The following is a 21,973-nucleotide window of genomic DNA, read 5'->3' on the forward strand; positions in this document are numbered from 1 at the left end:
GTCTTTCTATAAGGTCTTTGGGCCGATATTTTTAGGCGTAGGTCAGTTCGGCCAGGGGGTTTTCAAAGCGGGTGCTGTAGCGGGGTAGATCGACCCGATCGAGAACGTCCAGCACCGCTGCGTGTTCATTGAAGGTGTAGAAGTGGATGCCGGGGGCACCTGCGTCGAGGGATTCTTGGAGCAGGCGGACGCCGAACTCCACCCCGATACGGTGCCGCTGGGCGTCCCCGCTCGCGGTTTCCAGGTCGTAGGCCAGCTGCTGGGGTACGGGCAGGCCCGCCAGTGAGCAGAGGGTGGTGAGCCTGCGCAGGCTGGTCACCGGCATGATGCCCGGAATCAGGGGCAGGGTCACCCCCGCGGTTCGGGCCCGCTGTACCAGCGCTTCGTAGCGGGAGGCCTCAAAGAAGACCTGGGTGATAGCGAAATCAGCCCCCGCCCGCTCTTTTGAGAGCAGAATTTCAATATCTTGTAATTCTGAGCTGGACTCCGGGTGCTGGGAGGGGTAGGCAGCTACCCCCACCGCCACGCGTCCTGCCGCAAGATGGGCAAAATCCTGGGTCTCCACCCGTCGAATGAGATCAACCAGGGAGCGGGCAAAGGGGATGTCAGGGGCCTGGGTGCTGCCCGCTGGCAGATCGCCGCGCAGGGCTAAAAACCCGCGGACGCCGATTGCCAGTATGCGACGCACAGCGGCTTCCAGCTCCTCGGCGCTGTGTCCCACACAGGTGAGGTGGGCCAGGGGAGTAAGCCGGGTTTCGTGTACCAGGTGGTCGAGCAGGGCCAGGGTTTTCTGCTTACGAGCCCGATCACCGGAGTAGGTCACCGAGACGTAGTCGGGGTTAGTGGGAGCCAGCTGGTCGATAGTCGTCAGTAGACTCTCACAGCTGGCGGAACTTCGCGGTGGAAAAAGTTCATAAGAGAGCGCCGGTATATGGGTACTCATGGTTTCCTTACAGGTCGTTGGGTAGACCCGAAAGAATGCGATGGCCGCTCCCAAAGGTGGCGGGAGGGCGCCACACAGGGCGGTGGGTGGACCGCTGGTGATGCACTCTATCGGTCCTAGCAGGAGCACCTTTCCCCAAGGGGTGGTTGCTGCGACGTCGTTGAGCTAGGTCTCTCGGTCGCTCTGGATAGATTTGATGGTTCTACACTAAAAGCGCAGGTAGGGCGCTGGCAAGAAACCGCCGCTCTATGTACCTTTTTGACTCTGTGTCGGGTGTGTTGAGACACATGACAGTAATATGACGGGTATGAGTATTGAGTATCGCCAACTAGGAAAAAGCGGGTTGACCGTCTCGAACGTGGGTCTGGGCTGCAACAACCTGGGCCGCGCCACAACCGCCACCGAAACGCAAAGCGGAACCAACGCCGTCCTCACCGCCGCCGTTGAAGCCGGAATCACCCTCTTTGACGTGGCCGATATTTACGGGTCCGCACCGGGAGTTTCTGAAACCATGTTTGGGAAGGCCCTGCGGGAGACCGGGATTGACCGCGACGAGATCGTGATTGTCTCTAAATTCGGCATGGACATGGGAGGGGCCAACGGCACCGACCACGGGGTGCGCGGCTCCCGTCGGTATATTATGCGGGCGGTTGAGGCCTCCCTGAGCCGCCTAGGCACGGACTACATCGACCTCTACTTCCACCACACCCCCGACCCGGCAACCCCCATCGAAGAAACCCTCTCAGCTCTGGGTACCCTGATTGAGCAGGGCAAGGTGCGCTACATCGGGTCGTCCAACCACACTGGCTGGCAGATCGCCCACGCCGAACACCTGGGCCGGGCCCTGGGGCACCGCTACATTGCGGCTGAGAACCACTACAACCTGCTTGACCGCCGCGCTGAACTCGAGGTTCTACCCGCCGCCCGCGAGTTCGGGCTGGGCGTGCTGCCCTACTTCCCCCTGGCTAACGGGCTACTAACGGGCAAGTATTCGCGCTCTTTTGCCCCGGCGGACGGCCGTCTGACCCGCATCAAGCCCGACATCTTGGACGGCGCTAACTGGGACCAGCTCGAAGCCTTCTCAGCCTTTGCCGCCGAGCGCGGCCTGACCGAGGTACAGGTCGCCTTCTCGTGGCTGGCTCAGCAGGAGCCGGTTTCCTCCGTGATTGCCGGGGCCACCACCGAAGACCAGGTACGTGCCAACGCGGCGGCTATCGTCCGCCGGTTCGACGCGGACGAGCTCGCCCTGCTCGACGAGATTTTCCCGGCCCCGCCGAAGGTGGCGCTTTTCTAACCCCCATACAGCAAACGACGCCCCTTCCCTCTTTCCCGCAGCACTCCGGTGCGTGGAAAGAGGGAAGGAGCGCCGTTGTATGCCGAACTAGGCAGTAAGCTCAGCCAGCAGGGCGCGGACGCGGGCGTTGATGTCGTCCCGGATTAGGTTCATACGCTCAGCCCCCTCAATTCCATCGTGGGAGGGCTCAACGGTATTCCGCGTTCGGTCTTAGCCAGGACCTCCTCATCCGTCGTCTCAAGCTGGGCAGCCCCACCCAGAATGACGATCCGGTCGGCAGTGGCCAGGTCGTCGGCGCTCGCGAACTTGGGCTTACCCTGGCTCATATCCGCACCGATTTCAGCGAGCGAAGCGGCAGATTCAGCGTTGACCGCGCTGCCCACCGCAGCCTTGGTGCCTGCGGAGGTCGCCCGCACGCGTCCTTGCGCATGGAGGTTCATCAGGGCCTCAGCCATCTGAGACTTGCCCTTATTGGACTGGCAGATAAAAAGAATATGGGGGATAGAAGTCATAGCTCCATCATACGGCCCGCCGAGAACTTCTACATGCACAAAAGCCCCACTCACCCTACCGCAGGGAGGTAGAACGAGTGGGGCTTTCATCAGCGTAGAAACAACTAGACGAAGAACCTACTTATTGCTGTACAGGACGGCATCGTGATCGAAATCTGCAGAGACATCAAGGGTAACGCTCGCCGGATCAGCTACACCAAAGGCAACATCAAAGGTGACAGATTCACCGGGCAGAATACGGCCGCTAGGAGCTGAACCGATGTTCTGTTCAGAGTCAAAAATCTGATCAACAGCCTTACCCCCTGAATTACCTTCAGCATAGAAGAGAGGCTCAAACGGTTCACTTGTGCCGTTCTCAATCGTTACGGTGAAAGCCACGTAATCTGTCAAAGACTCATCTAAACGTGAGGCGTACTCGCTGGGAACATAATCGGTGCGAGGCTCGGAGACAGTAAGGCGCAGACCGTCCTCAAACTCTGCCGTGTCGCCGAACTGCAAGACACCATCAATGGCAGTGGCTGAGTCAGGAGCTGCAGCAGAGTCTTCAGTGGCAGGTTCGGAAGAGGATGCCCCAGGATCAACGGATGTAACGGCAGAGGGAGTAGCTAGAGCCGACTCAAGATCTTCCATTGCCTGCTCAAATTCAGGGTCGGTTGCCACGGCGTTAGCCACAACAAAAATCAGGACGATAGCTGAAACAATTGACCCAACGATTGATAGGACTAGGGCAACAATAGATGAAACCTTCTCTTTACCCTTCTGGAATAGACCAACGATAGAGGTCACAAAAGCTGCAAACAGAAACAGCCAGCCAAGGACGGCAACGGCGGGAATGCAGCCCAAGATAAAGCCGAGAACGCCCAGGCCTAGAGCCACCAGGCCAACCACGTTCTTAGGCTTTTTGCCGTTAGGTTGCTGGGGCACGGCGTAGGGGTCCTGGCCCGGTGCCGTATAAGCCCCGGCAGACGATGAAGGCCCACCGGGCTGATCGGGCTGAGAAGACGAAGTGTTAGGTGTGTATGGGTTTTCGTTCATACTTTCCAGTTTAACCAGTTTAAAGATAATCCCGGTACCCACTGGCCACATTTCGGATTATTTCTCGGTGATTCCCGGGAACCTGCCACCGGCGTCCGCTCACCCTCTACCGCTAGTAGCGCAAAACCTGGAACACCTGCCCAAACACAAACCACCCTTGCTATCCTTAAGAATGGTGTGCCCTGCGTCCGCGCCGTCTGCACAGGCCGCGCAGCCCCACCCCACCGCCGTGAAACCCGGCAGGTGACCACCCTATTCAGGAGTAAGACTTATGCCAGCAATTGTGATTGTAGGCGCCCAGTGGGGCGACGAAGGTAAGGGCAAAGCAACCGACCTGCTCGGCGGCCGCGTCGACTACGTCGTTAAGCCCAACGGCGGTAACAACGCAGGCCACACCGTCGTCGTCAACGGCCAGAAGTTCGAGCTCAAGCTCCTTCCCGCCGGCATCCTCTCAGAAAACGCTGTACCCGTTATCGGTAACGGCGTGGTCGTCAACCCCGAAGCCCTCTTCGAAGAAATCGACGGCCTTGAAGCGCGCGGGGCAGACACCTCCAAACTCAAAATTTCAGCTAACGCCCACCTGGTAGCGCCCTACCACCAGACCATGGACAAGGTCACTGAACGCTTCCTGGGTAAGCGCGCCATCGGTACCACCGGCCGCGGTATCGGCCCTACCTATATGGATAAGGTTGGCCGTCTGGGCATTCGCGTGCAGGATATCCTCGACGAGTCCATCTTGCGCCAGAAGGTCGAAGGTGCCCTGCGCCAGAAGAACGAACTGCTGGTCAAGGTTTACAACCGCCGCCACGTTGAGGTTGAAGAAATCGTTGACTACTTCATGAGCTTCGCTGACCGTCTGGCCCCCATGATCGTTGAGTCAACCCAGCTGCTGAACAAGGCCCTGGACGAAGGTAAGACCCTGCTCATGGAAGGCGGCCAGGCCACCTTCCTCGACGTTGACCACGGCACCTACCCCTTCGTCACCTCATCCAACCCTACCGCGGGTGGCGCCTCCGTCGGCTCCGGCGTCGGCCCCACCCGTATCTCCCGCGTCATCGGTATTCAGAAGGCCTACACCACCCGCGTTGGTGCCGGCCCCTTCCCCACTGAACTCTTTGATGACATGGGCGAATTCCTGCGTACCACCGGTGGTGAGTTCGGCGTGAACACCGGCCGCCCCCGTCGCTGCGGCTGGTATGACGCGGTTCTGGCTCGCCAGGCTGTGCGTATTAACGGCTTCACCGACCTCTTCATCACCAAGCTGGACGTTCTGACCGGCCTGGAGAAAATCCCTGTCTGCGTAGCCTACGACGTGGACGGCGTTCGCTTTGACGAGATGCCCATGACCCAGTCAGACTTCCACCACGCCAAGCCCATCTACGAGTACTTCGACGGTTGGACCGAAGACATCACCGAGGCCAAGACCCTCGATGAACTGCCCGAGAACGCCCGCAAGTACCTGGAGAAGCTGGAAGAGATTTCCGGCTGCCGTATCTCGGCAATTGGCGTTGGCCCCGGCCGCGAGCAGACCATCGTCGTGCGCGACCTGATCGAGGACGAGAAGTAGGGCGGACGTCCGCGCCCCTTCCCCTGCACCGGGTAGGTACCATCTAAATCAGAAAAACCCACCAACTAGGTGGGTTTTTCTGATTTAAATGGTCTTTTCTGTAGAAGGACTACGATAGACACCATGCCCTTACTCAACACACTCAACCACACCACCGGGGCCGTCACCGGCTACGACTCCCTCACCGACCTCGCCCAGGCCTTCACGCCCGGCACCGACTGCGCCTACATCGGCCTGGTCGACCCCTCCCGCGACGACCTCACCACCCTCACCGGCCTCTTCGACCTGCACCCCCTTGCCGTCGAAGACTCCGAGCAGGGCCATCAGCGCGCTAAGCTCGAACGGTACGGCGACACCTACTACCTAGTGCTCCGCCCTGCGATTTATCTCGACGACATCGAAGAGATTCGTTTCGGCGAAACCCACATGTTCGTAGGGCAGAATTTCGCGATTTGGCTGGTCAAAGATGCCTTACGGTCAGACGCTACCACCCGCCAGACTATGGATACGGTCTTCACCAGCGCTACAGGCGGTGCCACACGACAGGCCGACCCTCTCGTCTTCCTGCACCGGGTGCTCGATATGCTGGTGGACGGCTACTTCCCCGTCATCGAGGGGCTAGAAAACGACGGCGACGAAATCGAGGACGCCCTTTTCTCCGACAACTCTGAAGCTAGCGAGATATCTCAGCGCATCTACAGCCTGCTGAATGAGGTTACCGACTTCAAACGCGCGGTCAAGCCGGTGGGGCAGATGCTGGATTTGCTCATGGGGCGTATTCGTATTCAGGCTGAGACCGGCGATGAGCACCAGCTTGAGTTGCTCCGCCACTTCCGCGACGTGAAAGACCACGTGATTCATGTGGTTGACCGGGTAGACGACCTGCGTTCCTCCCTCGAGAATGCCCTGGCGGTGAACTCAACTATCGTGGCTGAGCGGCAGAATGACGACATGAAGAGAATCTCGGCCTGGGCTGCGATCCTGGTGGCCCCCACCGTCATTGGCTCGATTTACGGCATGAACTTTGACGTGATGCCCGAACTTCACTGGACCTTCGGCTACCCGGCGTCCCTGCTGCTGATGGTTGTGGTGTCCTTTGGGCTGTGGGTGGTCTTTAAGAAGAAAGAATGGCTTTAGCGGTCTGCTGGCCTACTCCCCGGAAAAGACCATTTAAATCAGAAAAACCCACCTAGTTGGTGGGTTTTTCTGACTTAGATGGTACCTACCCTGGTGGGGTGGGGCGGTGCGTCCCTACATCTTCACCCCGCGCAGGGTGCGCACCACCATCACAGCGCAGAGAAGCATGAGCACCACGCCGATAGCCGAGGTGTAGACCACGCCAGAATCGAAGGCGTGCTGGGCTGAGGCCAGTAGGGCCGCGCCGGTCTCTCCGCCGATGTTCTCAGCCACCTCAGCTGCCCCACCTAGGGTCTCGCGGGCGGCGTCCGCGTCCGCTGCACTAACCCCCTCGGGCACCACCAGGTGGGCAACATAGGCCGCATTCAGGATCGACCCCAGAATCGCCGTGCCCATAACCGAGCCGGTCTCGTAGGCGGTCTCCGAGATAGCGGACGCCGCACCCGCCTTGTGCGGGGGCACGGCGGCCAGGATGATGTCGTTGGTCAGCGTCTCAGCAAAACCAATGCCCACACCGAGCAGGGCAAAGGCGACCAGAATACCGGTGTCTGAGCCGGAATCAGCGGTGAAGAAGACCAGGGTGAAGGCCGCTGCGTTCATGAGCAGGGCGCCGGTAATCACGACCCAGGGCTTGATGACTTTGACCAGGTAGACCACGACCAGACCTGCAATGACGGTCAGCACCAGGCCGGGCAGTAGCACCAGGGCAGCGCTAAAGGGGGAGTGGCCGCTGACCAGCTGCAGGTGCTGGGAGACGAAGTAGAGGAAGCCAACCAGCGAGAAAATCGCCATGAGGTTGGTGAGCACTGCGCCGGTGAACTGCTTGTTGGTGAAGAGGCGCACGTCCAGCATGGGGTTGGTGCGGGCCAGCTGACGGCGGGTGAAGGCAACACCGCAGGTGGCGGCAATTAGCAGCAGGACGACGGTGAGCAGGTCGAAGCCGTTGTGGGCGAAGTGCTTGATGGCGTAGACGAAGGGGGTCATGGTCGCCATGATCAGGGCGATGCTTACGAAGTCGATAGCGCCGGGAGCCGGGTCCTTGGAGTTAGGAATCAGCCAGAAGCCCAGCAGGAGCATGGGCAGGAGGACGGGCACGGCCATGAGGAAGACCGAGCCCCAGTAGAAGTGCTCCAGCAGGAACCCGCCGACGACCGGGCCCAGGGCTGCGCCACCTGCGAAACCTGAGGCCCAGATGGCGATGGCGGTGCGGCGTTCGGTGGCATCGGAGAACATGTTGCGGATAATCGAGAGCGTTGCGGGCATGAGCATAGCCCCGAAGATACCCATGCCGGCGCGGGCGGCAATGAGCCAGGCGGCGGTGGGCGCGAAGGCAGCGGCTGCCGAGATGACGGTAAAGCCGAAGCCGCCCAACAGGAGCATGGTGCGGCGGCCAAAGCGGTCACCCATGCTACCTGCGGGGATGAGCAGGCCCGAAAGAATCAGCGGGTACACATCGTTAATCCAGAGTAGCTGGGTGCCGCTGGGCGAAAGCTGGGCTGAGATTTCGGGCAGGGCAAAGGCGAGCACGGTGTTGTCGACAGAGACCAAGAGCACCGGCAGCATAAGGACGGCCAGGGCCGCCCAGCGGCGGGAGTAGGGTGCTGTGGTGGGTTCGGTGACGGCTCTCATCTGGCCGGTTGCGGGGTGCATGTCTGCTCTTTCGTGAGGACGGCTACCTGGGGTTGGGTGCCCGCTGAGCGCGGGTGTTGCGTCGGTAGCTTTAGTTCAACACAGATTACTGTACCGTCTGGACGGTTTTGTTTTCAAGTGCCAGCCCGGTAGGGTGGAACACATGAGTTCTCGCGAAAAAATCCTCGACGCCTACGAAGCCCTGCTCATTGAAGAGGGGGAGCGGGCGGCGTCCATGAACGCTATTGCCTCCCGCGCCGGGGTGTCGAAGGGGGGTCTGCTCTACCACTTCCCCGATAAGAGTGCCCTGATCGACGGGCTGTTGGAACGGGCCTGGGCGCTTGCTGAGCGGGATTTCAAGGCCATGGCAGATGACCCTGCCGGGGCCTGCGCCTACTATGTGCGCACCTCCATGTACCAGGACACCCCGTTTGTCCGGGTTTTTGTGGCCGCGTCGCGTCTGCGTCAGGACGCCGCCGAGAAGGTAGCCGGGGTCTATGACAGGATCCAGGGTCGCTGGTTTGAGATGATTCGGGCCGAGGTGTCCTCGGACGCGGTGGCGCGCGCTATCTTGCTGATGGGGGACGGGCTCTACTACAACGCGGCGGTTGCCAGTAGCGAGTCCCGCCCCAACCTTGCCCTCAGTGGCGACATGGACGCCCTGCTGGAGGTCGTGGAGCAGCTCAAGGGCTAGCCAGCCAGTACCGCTACCGCCTCATAGGGCCGCAGGGTAAGGGCGCCTGCGGCAGCGGCGGCGCCCAGCGCAGAAGAATTCTTGTAATTACACACAAGCACCGACCCCGCCGCGAACTCCGCAGGCAGCGGCACGGCGGCGTCCTTACCGTAGAAGTTGCAGAGCACCAGCAGGCGCTGGCCCTCGTGCTCGCGCACAAAACCGTAGACGCTCTCATGCTCCCGGGCAAAAGGTTCATAGGACCCCTCAGCAATCAGCGGCAACTCGTGGCGCAGACGCACCAGCTCCCGGTAGAAGGGCAGAATGGTGCCCTCAGCCTCTTCGCGCTCCACGTTAATGTCGGCCTGCGAGGTGGGCATGAGCCAGGGCTTTACCCGTGAGAAGCCGGCGAATTCGGAAGAATCCCATTGCATGGGGGTGCGGGAGTTATCGCGGGACTTCTTGGCGACAATGCGGAAGGCCTCGGCCTCGCTCACGCCCCGCTCCTGCAGAATGGCAAAGGCGTTGTGGGATTCAACGTCCACGTAGTCATCCATGGACGAATAGACCGGATCAACCATGCCGATCTCTTCGCCCTGGTAGATGTAGGGGGTACCGCGGGTCAGGTGCACGGCGGCAGCCAGCATGGTGGCGGACTCAGCCCGATAACGCTCCACATCGCCAAAGCGGTTGAGGGCGCGGGGCTGGTCGTGGTTATTCCAGAAGGACGCCTGCCAGCCGCCCCCGGCCTGGATGCCGACTGCCCAGTCGGTCAGCAGGCCCTTGAGCGCCATGAAGTCAAAGGGCACGTCAGACCACTTTTCGGCCCCGTCATAGTCCACCTTGAGATGGTGGAAGGAAAAGACCATATCTAGTTCTTCATTAGCCGGGTTGGTGTAGCGCACGCTGCTGTCGATGGTGGTTGACGACATCTCGCCCACGGTCACGGTGCCCTCGGTATCACCAAAGGTGGCCCGGTTCAGCTCCTGCACCCAGGGGTGCACGCGCTCGGTGTCGGTGTAGATGAGCTTGTCGTTTTCGCCGGGGGCGGCGTCCCGCAGGTCCTCGGCCTTGCCAATCACGTTGAGCACATCGAAGCGGAAGCCGCGAACTCCCTTGTCCTTCCAGAAATTGACCACCTTGAAGAGCTCTTTGCGCACCTTGGGGTTGTGCCAGTTAAGGTCTGCCTGGGTCACGTCGTAGAGGTGCATGTAGTAGAGGTCGGTATCGCCAAACTGTGACCAGCAGGGGCCGCCAAACTTGGACTCCCAGTTGGTCGGTAGGGAGCCGTCCGCCTGCGCCGGGCGCAGGTAGAAGAAGTCCTGGTACTCTTTTTCCCCGGCCAGTGCTCGCTGGAACCACTCGTGCTCGGTAGAGACGTGGTTGAGTACCATATCGAACATAACCCCGATGCCCTCCCGCCCCAGGGCAGCAATCAGTTCTTCGGCGTCCGCCATGGTGCCCATTGCGGGGTCTACCTCGTAGTAGTTGGCGATGTCGTAGCCGTTATCGTTCTGCGGTGAGACAAAGAAGGGGTTGAACCAGACCATATCCACGCCCAGCGAAGCAATGTAGGGGACCTTCTCGATGATGCCCCGCAGGTCACCTATGCCGTTGCCGCTCGAATCGTAGAAGGACTTGGGGTAGACCTGGTAGATGACCTTATCGTGAAAGCTCATGGTGTGCTCCAAAGGGTAGGACGCCGGTGCTGGGGTAGGCGCGCCCGGTGGTGGGTGGGGTCGGGGTAAGAGAAAAGGAGCGTGCCCCGTCAAAGCGGGATACGCTCCTTAACCTTACCTGTCTAACAGGTTCTTCAGTCTGTATTGCAGCCGATTTGGAACTTTATTCAGAAACCGGAATTTCCTGGCGGCGGTGCGCGAAGTCCAGATAACGGAACTTGTCGGCGCGGTGGCGGGAGATGGTGTACTGGAAGGCGGTGCCGTCCTCAAGCACGGTGATTGAGGTGGTTACCGCAACGTACTCACCAGCGTGCAGGTTCAGGTACTTGGCGTCGTTGGGGGTGGCCTGCTCGATGGTGATCTGCTTGGCAGACGAGACGATGTTCAGGCCCAGCTCACCCTCGAAGTAGTGGTAGAGGGAGTCCTCGGCGACCTCGCGGGGGATCTCGGCAACCACGCTCTTGATGATGTAGTCGTGGTCGATGATGGCGGGGGCGCCGTCCATGTGGCGCACGCGCATGATATGGGTGACGGGAACCTGCTCAACTGAACCGTCGGTCAGAGCCTGGAAGGGAACATGGGGTAGCAGGGCGTCTTCCAGCTCGATCAGTTCGGTCTGGGTGTCACCGCTGGCTGACTCGGCAAACTCCTTGTAGCTCACCAGTGAAGACACGGGAATGGAGTAGCGCTTGTGGTCGATGACCAGGGAGCCCTTGCCCATGATGCGCTGGATGTAGCCGCGATCGGTCAGAATGGCCAGAGCCTTGCGGGCGGTCTCACGGGAGACATTGTACTTTTCGGTCAGCTTCTTTTCGCTGGGCAGCAGATCGCCGACGCCGTATTTACCTTCATCAATATCACGAGCCAGGTCGTGGTAGATGCGTTCAAACTTTCCCATTTGGTTCCCCTATATAACAAGTGCGAGAGCACATTGTGTGAGATGGAGTGAGAGTTTCACACGGTGATTGTGTTTCCCTATAGTTTAGGGTGCGCCCGGGGTGTTTGCGAGAGACACACCTATAAATTTGTGTCACACGTTAGACAGGAAGGTGACATGCCGGTTTTTTCCAGGAGGGTACGAGTTTGACCTGCAAAAACTTTGGTTAGCGAGAGCACCCCTGACGGGAATGTGGCGCGAAACGCACTCTCCGGTTGTAAGAAGCGGCCCCCACCAGCGTCCGCTCGCCTCCCCTTTAACGGTGGGGTAGCGTCCAGCCCTAGCCGAAGAGGCGCTCACTGGCGATGCGGGCGCCTTCCGTCAGCGATTCCAGCTTGGCCCAGGCCAAGTCGGGGTGCAGGCGTCCGCCCAGACCACAGTCGGTCGACGCCACCACGTTCTCCTTGCCCACCACCTGAGCAAACTGCTCAATGCGCTGGGCCACCAGCTCGGGGTGCTCAATCAGGTTGGTCGAGTGTGACACGACGCCGGGAATTACGTACTTGCCCTCGGGCAGCTCCAGGTTCTCCCAGACCTTCCACTCGTGGGCGTGGCGCGCGTTGGCAGCCTCAAAGGTGTAGCCGGCGGCGTCAATCGACAGCAGGGTATCGGCCAGGTGCTTGAACTCCAGGTCGGTGCTGTGCGGCCCGTGCCAGGAACCCCAGCACAGGTGGAAGCGGGTCTGCTCGGTCGGGATATCCTCAAGCGCGTAGTTGAGGGCATCAACCGCCACCTGGATAAAGTCAAGGTAATCGCTGACGCTGGGCTCGGGGTTAATCTGGTCCCATCCCTCAGCCACTGAAGGGTCGTCGATTTGCAGGGTAAAGCCGGCATCGGTGATGGCCTTGTACTCTTCCTTCAGCACATCGGCCCAGGCGTAGATGTGCTCCTTGTCGGTGGGGTAGTAGAGGTTACCCACGCGGGCAGCAGAGCCCGGCGACAGGGCCGCCACAAAAGCGCTGTGCACCCCCTTGCCCTCGGTCGCGGCGGTGAGGTTGCGGACGTCCCGCCCCACCTCGTCCTGCCCCCGATAGGTCAGCGGGGCAACGGTGACGGGGAAACTGCGATCAGGGTCGTTGCCCAGGTCGAGCTCCGCAGTGTAAAAGTCCTGGAAACGGGTCCAGTCACGGCGGTCGGCAAAGCTAGTGTACTTGAGCTTGCCAGGCTCAGAGCGGTGCACCTCATTCGCGGGGTTGCCCTCGGTCAGCAGCTTCAAGCCGCCGGTGCGGGCAAAGGAGTAGTGCCACCAGGCACCGTAACCCACCGCCTGACTCATGGCATGCCCGTACTCGCCGTCATTCACAATGTCGATGCCGATCTCTACCTGGCGGTCAACGACCGCCTGGGTTTCTTCGGTCAGAATCTTCTGGAAGTCCGCCTCGTCGATGCTACCGTCTCGGCGGGCGGCGTTAGCGCGAATCAGGCGCTCGCTGCGGGGCAGGGAGCCGACGTGGGTGGTCAGAATACGGTCGGTGTTGATGGGCATGATGTGCTCCTGGGTTGGTCCTACGGCTGTAGAGGCTGCCTGCGTCAGCGGCCTTGACTCCAGCTAACACCCGCACCCGGTAAGCCCCCAAACTCTTTTCGGTCTAAGACGGCACATTTCAAAAATGAACTACAGTGACGGCTGCGCGTCATACTCCCGTCATGCGTGCCTGCCTCACCGCAAGGGGACCGCAAAACCTAAAAGGGACCTCATATTATGCGGTCCCTTTTAAGTTTTCAGGTCCCCTTTGAGAGGGTGGGGGAGAGGCCGTCCGCCCTACTAGGAGCGATAGGAGATTAGGGCAAGTATTTATAACCTAATTATGTTTAAGGAAAAGCTTGGTTTATTCTTTACTGAGGTAAACCTAAGAAAGGCCCTCTAGTGAAGCACACATCACTTCCCGCACTACTCGCTATTGCAGCTCTTGCCCTCACCGGGTGCGGACCCTCCGAAGTCGTTGATGACCAGGCCACATCGGAGCAAGCGACGGCATCATCAGGTTCAGCAGAAGGTACAACGCAGTACCCGCTCACCATCGAGAACTGTGGCACCACCACCGTCATTGAGCAGGCACCTGAACGTGTGGTGTCACTTGACCAAAACTCAACAGAAATCCTCCTGTCTCTTGGCCTTGCTGACCGAATGGTCGGTACCGCTTCCTGGACGGACCCCGTCCTGGACAACCTGGCTGCCGACAACGAAAAAGTCCCCCGCCTAGCCGATAATGCCCCCACCTACGAAGTGATCATGGATGCCGCCCCCGACTTCGTTACCGCCTCCTTCGGGCGTCACTATGCCACCGGTGGTGTTGTCACCCGCGACCGCCTTGCAGAAAGCGAGATTCCCTCCTACCTTTCACCCACCGACTGCGATAACGGGCAAAGCGTTAACGGCGGCGGTCAACGAACCCAGCCTCTGCAGACCGATGAGGCACTCTTCCAGGAAATCCGTGAACTGGCAGAAATTTTTGACGTCACAACGCGAGGTGAAGAACTCATCGCTGATCTCCAAACTCGCGCCAACGCGGCCACTGAGGGCATTGCTAGCCATGACGCTACAGTGGCCTTCTGGTTCGCTGACACGAAAACACCCTACATCGCTGGAGGGCGCGGGGCGCCCCAGTTCCTTGCAACCAGTACCGGCTTGACCAACGCCTTCGCTGATCAAACCGATGACTGGCCCGCTCTCACCTGGGAGTCCGTTGTCGAAGCTAATCCGGACGTCCTGGCGCTCGGTGACCTTCAACGCGACCGATTCCCCGGCGACCGTCTCGACGATAAAATCGCCTTCCTCTCAGAAGACCCGCTGATCAGCAGTATGAGCGCGGTCGTCAACGAACGCTACATCGCCCTCCACGGGGCTGAGATGAACCCTTCAATCCGCTATGTTGACGGTCTCGAAAAAATTCGTGCGTGGATGGACGAGCACGCAGACGAACTCGGGAGCTAAAGTGCCAGCGAGGTTTACCCGCGCCCCGCAGGCAACCCGCATGATCGGCGTCCTGGTGACCCTGGTGGGCCTTGGTGCCCTCGGGGTTTCCATCGCCGCCGTCATCACTCTCGGGCCTGCCGATATTTGGCTCGTCAACGTCCGCGATATCGTCACTAACCACCTCGGTCTTACTGACATTCCCGTCAAAACACACAAGGACGCCATCGTGTGGGAAGACCGCCTGCCGCGGGCAATCATCGCGGCAGCTAGCGGCCTGGTGCTCGGCCTGTGCGGTTTGGTGTTGCAGTCTACCCTGCGTAACCCGCTGGCTGACCCCTACATTCTGGGGGTTTCTTCAGGTGCATCTACAGGGGCAGTCCTGGTGGGTATGCTGGGGCTGGGTGGCGGTGTTCTCGGGCTCTCAACGGGCGCATTTATTGGGGCGCTCGTCGCCTTTGCCGGCGTCCTGCTCATCGTGAAACTTGCCCCCGGAGGAACCTCAACTTTCGTCCTTGCCGGTGTGGCCAGCACCCAATTTTTCTCTGCCCTCACCTCGGTTGCTATCTTCGCCTTTGCAGACTCGGACGAAGCTCGAGGCGTTATGTTCTGGCTCCTGGGATCCCTTGAAGGGGTGCGGTGGAACCAGGTAGCCCTGCTGGGAGCAACGGCGATTGCCTGCCTCATCATGTGCCTGATCTGCGCGCGTGCCCTTGATCTTCTTACGTTGGGGGAGGACATGGCTGAGTCTCTGGGGCTCAATACCCAGTTCACGCGCGGTGCGTTGCTAGTAGGCACGGCTCTGGTGACCGCAGCGGTAGTCAGCATCATCGGCGCCGTTGGATTCGTTGGCCTGGTGATTCCGCATATTGCGCGCCTGCTCTTCGGACAAGCTCACAGGGTGCTCGTCCCTGTAACAGCCATCATGGGCGCCCTTTTTATGGTCTGGGTGGACGCCCTGTCTCGGCAACTTTTCTCGCCTTCCTCCCTGCCCGTGGGGGTAGCTACCGCTCTGGTGGGTGTTCCTTTCTTCGTCTGGATTCTTGTCCGCAACAGGGGGCGTCAGCCCGTTTAGGTGATGCCAAGGCGTCTTCACTGAGCATCTTCACTATGTGAGAACCCCGCTTTCCATCCTGTGGACTACCGCACCGACAGGCGTAGACTAATACCCAAACCTCCAACCACAAACTTTCTTGGGAGCTATCGATGCCTGAACTGCGCTCGCGTACATCCACCCACGGTAGAAACATGGCTGGCGCCCGTGCCCTCTGGCGCGCCACCGGCATGGGCGACGACGACTTCGGCAAGCCCATCATCGCTATCGCCAACTCCTTCACCCAGTTCGTGCCCGGCCATGTGCACCTCAAAAACATGGGCGAACTCGTCGCCGGTGCCATCCGCGAAGCAGGCGGTGTGGCTAAGGAATTCAACACCATCGCCGTGGACGACGGTATCGCCATGGGCCACGACGGCATGCTCTACTCCCTGCCCTCCCGCGACCTGATTGCCGACTCCGTGGAGTACATGGTCAACGCTCACCGCGCTGACGCCCTGGTTTGTATCTCCAACTGCGACAAGATCACCCCCGGTATGCTCCTGGCGGCGATGCGCCTGAACATCCCCGTCATTTTCGTCTCTGGCGGCCCCATGGAATCCGGCGAAGGCATTGAGGGCGTCGTTGAGCACCGCCTCGACCTGGTGGACGCCATGGTCATGGCCGTGGACGACAGCGTCAGCGACGACGCCCTGGCCCAGGTTGAGAAGAACGCCTGCCCCACCTGTGGCTCCTGCGCCGGTATGTTCACCGCCAACTCCATGAACTGCCTGAATGAGGCCATCGGCCTGGCCCTGCCCGGTAACGGCACCACCCTGGCCACCCAGGTTGCCCGCAAGCAGCTCTTCCTCGAAGCTGGCGCCAAGATTGTTGAGCTGGCCAAGCGCTACTACGAGCAGGACGACGAGAGCGTACTTCCCCGCTCCATCGCCACCAAGGCCGCCTTCGAGAACGCTATGGCCCTGGACGTTGCCATGGGCGGCTCCACCAACACCGTTCTGCATATTCTGGCGATTGCCCACGAAGCCGGTGTTGACTTCACCCTGCGCGACATCGACGCGATTTCCCGCAAGGTGCCCTGCCTGGCCAAGGTAGCCCCCAACTCCACCAAGTACCACATCGAGCACGTGCATCGCGCAGGCGGTATTCCTGCCCTGCTCGGTGAGCTGGATCGTGCCGGTCTGCTGAACCGCGACGTCCACTCCGTGCACGCCGACTCCCTTCAGCAGTGGCTCTCTGACTGGGACATCCGTTCCGGTGCCGCCACCGACACCGCCAAGGAGCTCTTCCTGGCTGCCCCCGGCGGCGTCCGCACCACCCAGGCCTTCTCTACCGCTAACAAGTACGAGAGCCACGAAACCGACGCCGAAAACGGCTGCATCCGCGCCGTTGAGCACGCCTACACCAAGGACGGCGGCCTGGCCGTCCTCTACGGCAACATCGCCGAGGACGGGGCCATCATCAAGAGCGCCGGTATCGACGAGGAGCTCTTCCACTTCGTTGGCAAGGCTTTTGTGGTGGAGTCCCAGGACGAGGCTGTCTTCGAGATTCTGTCGAAGAACGTGAAGGAGGGCGACATCGTCGTCATCCAGTACGAGGGCCCCAAGGGCGGCCCCGGCATGCAGGAAATGCTCTACCCCACCTCCTACCTCAAGGGCCTGGGCCTGGGTAAGAAGTGCGCCCTGATTACCGACGGACGCTTCTCCGGCGGTACTTCCGGTATCTCCATCGGCCACATTTCCCCCGAGGCAGCTGCCGGTGGAGCCGTGGGCCTGATTGAACACGGCGACGAGATTGAGATCGATGTTCACAACCGCATCCTGCGCGTGAATGTGCCCGACGAGGTGCTGGCCGAGCGCCGTGCCAAGAAGGGCCCTGCCCCCTGGAAGCCCACTAAGCCCCGCGAACGCCAGGTCTCCAGCGCCCTGCGCGCCTACGCCTCCATGGTCACCAGCGCCGACAAGGGTGCAGTGCGCATCGTCCCCGAGTAAACCTCGGTTTTCACCCAAGATAAGGACGCCCCGCCCCGGCTTACGCAAGCCGGGGCGGGGCGTCCTTGTGCTGGGGGTTCTGTAGTCCTGCCCGGTGTGTCTCCTGCCGGGCTGTTTCGGCGTCCGTCCGCTCGTCCGCCCACCTGCCCCGCCCGCTCGCCCGCTCCGCGCGAGTGCTTACCAGACTCGCACAGTGCCTACGCACGGGGTGGACGCTCCGCGAAGCTGGTGGGCGTTCACCGAGAGAGTGAAGAGGGCTCCGATACCCCTCACCTGTTGGCAAAACGACGCTGAGTTGGTATAGCTTTAAAGAGTAAGCAAAACAACTATAGACACCCCTTAGGAGATGAATAATGTGGAAATTACGCCTGCGCATATCAAAAAATGTGAGCTGACCTGGGAGCCGCCGGATTACACCAGCTCTTACCCGGCAGGGTTCACCGAGCAGGGTGTGGCTGTCATCGTGGTGGTCATGGACCAGGTGCGAGCAGCCGGTGACTGCCACGTGGGGCTGACGTCCTTCGCTTTTATCTCGCGCGAAAACGGCGAGCGAGAGGTCATTGAGAGCGAACCTGTAGCCGAGTCTCTGACACACAGCCTCATGGACCCCTGCGACACCGTACATACCGACATGCTGGGTCGTGCGATTCTGGCGACCATGGACGCCATCCCCGAGGAGTATAAGACCAACCTCATCACCGTGGCAGCCGATAAGCACTACCTCAAGCTGCTCTTCCGCAAGTTCACGGCCTTCCGCGACTTCTTGGAATACCGGTCCATCGATAAGGTCATGAACCCCTACGAGTCGCACTCCCTGGGCGAGATTCACGTGAAGCTCATCGGCACTCCGGCAGGTGAGCTTATGCCGCACTTTATGGACGAGGCCTCGCGTCTGGCTCACGCCGAGCTTGAGAAGAACACCGCCCAGCTGCCGGTAGAGAAGCTGGTGGAGTACAGCGTCTTTACCGACTGTTCGTTCAGATCAACCAATAATAAGAAGTATTTAAAGGGCGGACGCATGGGCATCGGCGGGGTGAGCGAAGACGGCTTCTTCTTCCACTCCCACTACGATGCAACGAACATTATGACCGGGGAGCTCTCGGCCATGTTGGCTGCTTTTAATATCTTCTATCACGGTGGCCGCCAGCTGATTATTCACACCGATTCGTTGGGGGCGCTGACCTTTGTGCTGCGCCTGGCGCACAACCGCTGGGTCTACAACACCTGGGCTACCGAGGGTGTGCAGAATCAGCAGGTTCTGGACGAGATGGAGCGGCTGACCGAGGCCATTCGGGAGCGCCGGGTGCTGGTTAAGCATATTCCGGGGCATACCGGGCACGGGCTGCAGGAGTCGTCGGATTCTGTGTCGAAGATGCACCGGCACTTCCCCGGGCAGATTGTGGATAAGGGGCATGTCTCCGAGTTCAACCAGCGCTGCGAGTCGATTATTACCGCCCTGTCTGGGTGTGAGAAGGCCCTGCGCCTGCCCTGCGGCGACTGGATTCAGATCCGCCCGTCGGTGGTGCACGCCCGTAATCGTCTGTGGAAGTAGCGGGGTCGCTGCCCTAGGTACCATTTAAATCAGAAAAACCCACCTAGTTGGTGGGTTTTTCTGATTTAAATGGTACTAACTGACCGGGGTGGCGCGGACGCCCGCCGCTAGGCTACGTCGCGCTTTTCCTGTCGGGCGCGGCGCAGCAGCCAGAGGAAGACAGCCACAAGAGCCAGGGCTACCAGGGCGTACACAACCTTGGAGTACTGGTCGATGACGCCCTCAACAACGTGCCAGTTTTCACCAAGAATCCAGCCGCAGTAAATGAGCAGAGCGTTCCACACAGATGAACCCAGCAGGGTGTAGAAGCCGAAAGTCAGCGGGTTCATGCGGTCGATACCGGCGGGAATCGAAATCAGCGAACGAATACCGGGGATAACGCGGCCGATCAGGATGGAGGCCTTGCCGTACTTGTCGAACCAGGCCAGGGCGGCGTCGACGTCCTCAACCTTGACCAGCCACATCCAGGCCGCAATCTTGCGCAGGCGGTTGGCGCCGATAGCGGCGCCCAGGTAGTAGAGGAAGTAGGCGCCAGCCAGGGAGCCAACGGTCGCCCAGATAAAGGCGGCCACTACGTTGATGGAGCCCTGGGAGGCGGTGAAGCCAGCCAGCGGCAGGATAACCTCGGAGGGGATGGGCGGGAAGACGTTCTCAAGGAAGACGGCCAGGCCAACGCCGGGGGAACCGATGGCCTCCGTGACGGAGATAACCCAGTCGATAATGTTCTGGAGCACGAGTGCCCTTTCTCTGCGAGTGCGGGCAGCCGCCCGGTGACAAAACTTTCTCTATTCTCTCGTAGAACCCTGTGTTTTCCTATGAGCTAGCTTGTAGAGAGGCTGGGGGTTTTGGTCACGTTATAGTAATGCTGCGTAACCTGTTCACACGGTGAAATAAGTTACCGCCGGTGTAGGGGCATGGGTGACTATGGAGGGTAGATAACTAGGCCTACTATCAGGAGAGTCCATGGCTGAGCATACTTTTGGCTTCCGCACCCGTGCCCTGCACGCGGGCGGTACCCCCGACGCCGAGCACGGTGCTCGTGCGGTTCCGATTTACCAGTCCACCTCCTTTGTTTTTAAGGACGCGGACGACGCCGCCAACCTTTTTGCCCTGCAGAAGTACGGCAATATCTACTCCCGCCTGGGTAACCCCACTGTGGCGGCGTTGGAAGAGCGCATTGCTTCGCTGGAGGGCGGTATCGGTGCGGTAGCGACTGCCTCGGGTATGGCTGCTGAGTTCATTACCTTCGCGGCGCTCTGCCAGGCTGGGGATCATATTGTTGCTTCGTCTAACCTCTACGGCGGCACTATTACCCAGCTGGATGTTTCCCTGCGCCGGTTCGGCATCGACACTACCTTTGTGGACGGCACTGACCCGGCCGACTATGCCGCCGCGATTCGTCCTGAAACCAAGGCTGTCTACACCGAAATCGTCGCCAACCCCTCGGGCCAGGTCGCTGACCTGGAAGGCCTGGCCCGCGTGGCCCACGAGAATGACATTCCCCTGGTCGTAGATGCCACCCTCTCTACTCCCTACCTGATCCGCCCCATCGAACACGGCGCTGACATCGTGATTCACTCGGTCACTAAGTTCCTGGGCGGGCACGGCACCACCTTGGGTGGCGTGGTTGTCGAGTCGGGTCGCTTCAACTGGGGCAACGGCAAGTTCCCCACCATGACCGAGCCGATTCCCTCCTACAACAACATTTCTTGGTGGGGTAACTTCGGCGAGTACGGCTTTTTGACCAAGCTACGGTCGGAGCAGCTGCGCGACTTTGGCCCCTCCCTCTCAGCCCAGGCGGCTTTCAACCTGTTGCAGGGTGTTGAGACCCTGCCCCAGCGTATGGACGCCCACCTGGCTAACGCTAAGGAGGTCGTCGCCTGGCTGAACGAGGACGCCCGTATCTCTTACGTTAACTACGCCGGCCTGCCTGAGCACCCCCACTATGAGCGGGCGCAGAAGCTGCTACCGCTGGGTGTTGGGTCGGTCTTCTCCTTCGGCGTTGCCGGCACCGAGAAGGCGGGCGGACGCGATGTGGGCGCCGAGTTTATCAAGAACCTGCAGCTGGCGTCCCACCTGGCCAACATTGGTGATGCCCGCACCCTGATTCTGCACCCGGCGTCTACCACCCACCAGCAGCTGACCGCTGAGCAGCTGGCTGCCGGTGGCGTGGGCGAAGATTTGATTCGTATTTCGGTGGGTCTGGAAGATGCCGTCGATATCATCTGGGATTTGGACCAGGCCCTGACCGTTGCGTCCGGTCGCAACCACGCTGGTGAGGTCGTTGGTGTTGCCAGCGCTGATGAGCTGGTGGCCCGCCGTGAGGCTGCCGAGGCTGAGGCGGCTGCCCAGAAGGCTGCCCTGGAGGCGGACGCTGCCGCCCACGCCGCCGAACGCGCCGCGCGGGAGGGGGCTGGGACGTCCGCCCCGGCGTCCGCACCTGCCTGCGAGATCCCTGCACCCAAGAAGGAGGCCTAAGCCGTGACTGAGATTCGTACCTGGGAAGGCCCCAGCGCACCGGAGCGACTAAAGATTCTGCACGAGACTAAGTCCATTGCGATTGTGGGTATGTCTGACAAGATTTCGCGCTCTTCCTATTTTGTGGCGACCTATCTGCAGTCGTCGAGCCCTTACACCCTGTATTTTGTGAACCCGATTTTGGCGGCTAAGGGTAAGGAGGTGCTAGGGCAGAAGGTGTACGCGTCGCTGGCTGACCTGCCTGAGGCCCCTGACCTGGTAGAAATTTTCCGCCGCAATGAGGATCTGCCCGGTGTGGTGCAGGAGGCCATTGAGGTGGGCGCGAAGACGGTGTGGATGCAGCTGGGCTCCTGGAATGAGGAGGCTGCGCGGCTGGGTGAGGACGCCGGGCTGAACGTGGTGATGGACCGGTGCGTGAAGATTGAGCACGCCCGCTTCCACGGCGGCCTGCACCTGGCAGGATTCGTGACCGGCGTGATTTCGTCCAAGCGGCAGGTCCTGGCCTAGGGGTTTATTCATGAGGGGGTTCAGCAGGCTCGCGCTCGCTGCCGACCCTCTCGCCTGGTTCGCTTCGCTCA

18 protein-coding genes and 1 riboswitch are annotated in these 21,973 nt (G+C 60.5%); of the genes, 10 read left to right on the forward strand and 8 right to left on the reverse strand.

The window, feature by feature from the left end; all coding sequences use genetic code 11:
* Window positions 1–31: 31 nt before the first annotated feature.
* Window positions 32–943, reverse strand: a complete 912-nt coding sequence (locus ACRCJM_RS01840) for a methylenetetrahydrofolate reductase (protein ID WP_431463579.1) — start codon at window positions 941–943, stop codon at window positions 32–34.
* Window positions 944–1,047: 104 nt separating this feature from the next.
* A riboswitch (SAM riboswitch) is annotated at window positions 1,048–1,137 on the reverse strand.
* A gap of 113 nt (window positions 1,138–1,250) precedes the next feature.
* Between ACRCJM_RS01840 and ACRCJM_RS01845 the strand changes: the two genes are divergently transcribed.
* Window positions 1,251–2,237 carry an aldo/keto reductase gene (locus ACRCJM_RS01845; protein WP_431463580.1) on the forward strand — a complete coding sequence of 329 codons (987 nt, stop codon included), beginning with the start codon at window positions 1,251–1,253 and terminating at the stop codon, window positions 2,235–2,237.
* Between the two features lie 149 nt (window positions 2,238–2,386).
* On the opposite strand, the gene ACRCJM_RS01850 is transcribed toward ACRCJM_RS01845, so the two are convergent.
* Entirely contained in the window at window positions 2,387–2,749 is a 363-nt protein-coding gene (locus tag ACRCJM_RS01850; RefSeq protein ID WP_431463581.1) for a low molecular weight phosphatase family protein, read from the reverse strand.
* Between the two features lie 117 nt (window positions 2,750–2,866).
* Complete coding sequence (locus ACRCJM_RS01855) at window positions 2,867–3,784, reverse strand: DUF308 domain-containing protein (RefSeq protein WP_431463582.1); 918 nt, start codon at window positions 3,782–3,784, stop codon at window positions 2,867–2,869.
* A gap of 271 nt (window positions 3,785–4,055) precedes the next feature.
* Here ACRCJM_RS01855 and ACRCJM_RS01860 point away from each other — a divergent pair, with 271 nt between their 5' ends.
* Both ACRCJM_RS01860 and ACRCJM_RS01865 read left to right on the forward strand, forming a co-directional pair.
* Window positions 4,056–5,351, forward strand: a complete 1,296-nt coding sequence (locus ACRCJM_RS01860; protein WP_283489869.1) for an adenylosuccinate synthase — start codon at window positions 4,056–4,058, stop codon at window positions 5,349–5,351.
* A 123-nt stretch (window positions 5,352–5,474) separates the two neighbouring features.
* Window positions 5,475–6,488, forward strand: a complete 1,014-nt coding sequence (locus ACRCJM_RS01865; protein ID WP_431463583.1) for a magnesium and cobalt transport protein CorA — start codon at window positions 5,475–5,477, stop codon at window positions 6,486–6,488.
* Window positions 6,489–6,602: 114 nt separating this feature from the next.
* Here ACRCJM_RS01865 and ACRCJM_RS01870 read toward each other — a convergent pair whose 3' ends face one another.
* Entirely contained in the window at window positions 6,603–8,138 is a 1,536-nt protein-coding gene (locus tag ACRCJM_RS01870; RefSeq protein WP_431463584.1) for an MFS transporter, read from the reverse strand.
* 142 nt (window positions 8,139–8,280) lie between these two features.
* On the opposite strand from ACRCJM_RS01870, the gene ACRCJM_RS01875 reads away from it, so the two are divergent.
* Window positions 8,281–8,811, forward strand: coding sequence for a TetR/AcrR family transcriptional regulator (locus ACRCJM_RS01875; protein WP_431463585.1), 531 nt, complete (start codon window positions 8,281–8,283; stop codon window positions 8,809–8,811).
* Here ACRCJM_RS01875 and ACRCJM_RS01880 read toward each other — a convergent pair.
* The 3 genes from ACRCJM_RS01880 to ACRCJM_RS01890 all read right to left on the reverse strand — a co-directional run bounded on the left by ACRCJM_RS01880 (window position 8,808) and on the right by ACRCJM_RS01890 (window position 12,892).
* Window positions 8,808–10,469: an alpha,alpha-phosphotrehalase gene (locus ACRCJM_RS01880; RefSeq protein WP_431463586.1), complete on the reverse strand. Its 1,662-nt coding sequence runs from the start codon at window positions 10,467–10,469 to the stop codon at window positions 8,808–8,810. The genes ACRCJM_RS01875 and ACRCJM_RS01880 overlap by 4 nt on opposite strands.
* 163 nt (window positions 10,470–10,632) lie before the next feature.
* Window positions 10,633–11,367, reverse strand: coding sequence for a trehalose operon repressor (gene treR / locus ACRCJM_RS01885; protein ID WP_431463587.1), 735 nt, complete (start codon window positions 11,365–11,367; stop codon window positions 10,633–10,635).
* Between the two features lie 319 nt (window positions 11,368–11,686).
* Window positions 11,687–12,892 (reverse strand): cobalamin-independent methionine synthase II family protein, encoded by a 1,206-nt coding sequence (locus ACRCJM_RS01890; protein ID WP_431463588.1) that lies wholly within the window; start codon window positions 12,890–12,892, stop codon window positions 11,687–11,689.
* A 381-nt stretch (window positions 12,893–13,273) separates the two neighbouring features.
* Here ACRCJM_RS01890 and ACRCJM_RS01895 point away from each other — a divergent pair, with 381 nt between their 5' ends.
* From ACRCJM_RS01895 to ACRCJM_RS01910, 4 genes are all read left to right on the forward strand, one after another.
* The gene (locus ACRCJM_RS01895; RefSeq protein ID WP_431463589.1) at window positions 13,274–14,341 is read left to right on the forward strand and encodes an ABC transporter substrate-binding protein; all 1,068 of its coding nucleotides are present in this window, start codon (window positions 13,274–13,276) and stop codon (window positions 14,339–14,341) included.
* A 1-nt stretch (window position 14,342) separates the two neighbouring features.
* The gene (locus ACRCJM_RS01900; RefSeq protein ID WP_431463590.1) at window positions 14,343–15,395 is read left to right on the forward strand and encodes a FecCD family ABC transporter permease; all 1,053 of its coding nucleotides are present in this window, start codon (window positions 14,343–14,345) and stop codon (window positions 15,393–15,395) included.
* Window positions 15,396–15,526: 131 nt separating this feature from the next.
* Window positions 15,527–17,365, forward strand: coding sequence for a dihydroxy-acid dehydratase (gene ilvD, locus ACRCJM_RS01905; RefSeq protein ID WP_237209772.1), 1,839 nt, complete (start codon window positions 15,527–15,529; stop codon window positions 17,363–17,365).
* A 346-nt stretch (window positions 17,366–17,711) separates the two neighbouring features.
* Entirely contained in the window at window positions 17,712–18,917 is a 1,206-nt protein-coding gene (locus ACRCJM_RS01910; protein WP_431463591.1) for an RNase H family protein, read from the forward strand.
* A 107-nt stretch (window positions 18,918–19,024) separates the two neighbouring features.
* Here the strand turns inward: ACRCJM_RS01910 and ACRCJM_RS01915 are convergent, their stop codons facing one another.
* Complete coding sequence (locus ACRCJM_RS01915; protein WP_431463592.1) at window positions 19,025–19,651, reverse strand: DedA family protein; 627 nt, start codon at window positions 19,649–19,651, stop codon at window positions 19,025–19,027.
* Between the two features lie 229 nt (window positions 19,652–19,880).
* Here ACRCJM_RS01915 and ACRCJM_RS01920 point away from each other — a divergent pair, with 229 nt between their 5' ends.
* Together ACRCJM_RS01920 and ACRCJM_RS01925 are read left to right on the forward strand one after the other, a co-directional pair.
* A complete protein-coding gene (locus tag ACRCJM_RS01920; protein WP_431463593.1) occupies window positions 19,881–21,395 on the forward strand; it encodes an O-acetylhomoserine aminocarboxypropyltransferase/cysteine synthase family protein in 1,515 nt (504 codons plus the stop codon).
* Window positions 21,396–21,398: 3 nt separating this feature from the next.
* Window positions 21,399–21,902, forward strand: coding sequence for a CoA-binding protein (locus ACRCJM_RS01925; RefSeq protein ID WP_135012911.1), 504 nt, complete (start codon window positions 21,399–21,401; stop codon window positions 21,900–21,902).
* Window positions 21,903–21,973: the final 71 nt, after the last annotated feature.

The organism is Rothia sp. L_38, from assembly GCF_050689125.1.
Taxonomy (GTDB): Bacteria; Actinomycetota; Actinomycetes; order Actinomycetales; family Micrococcaceae; genus Rothia.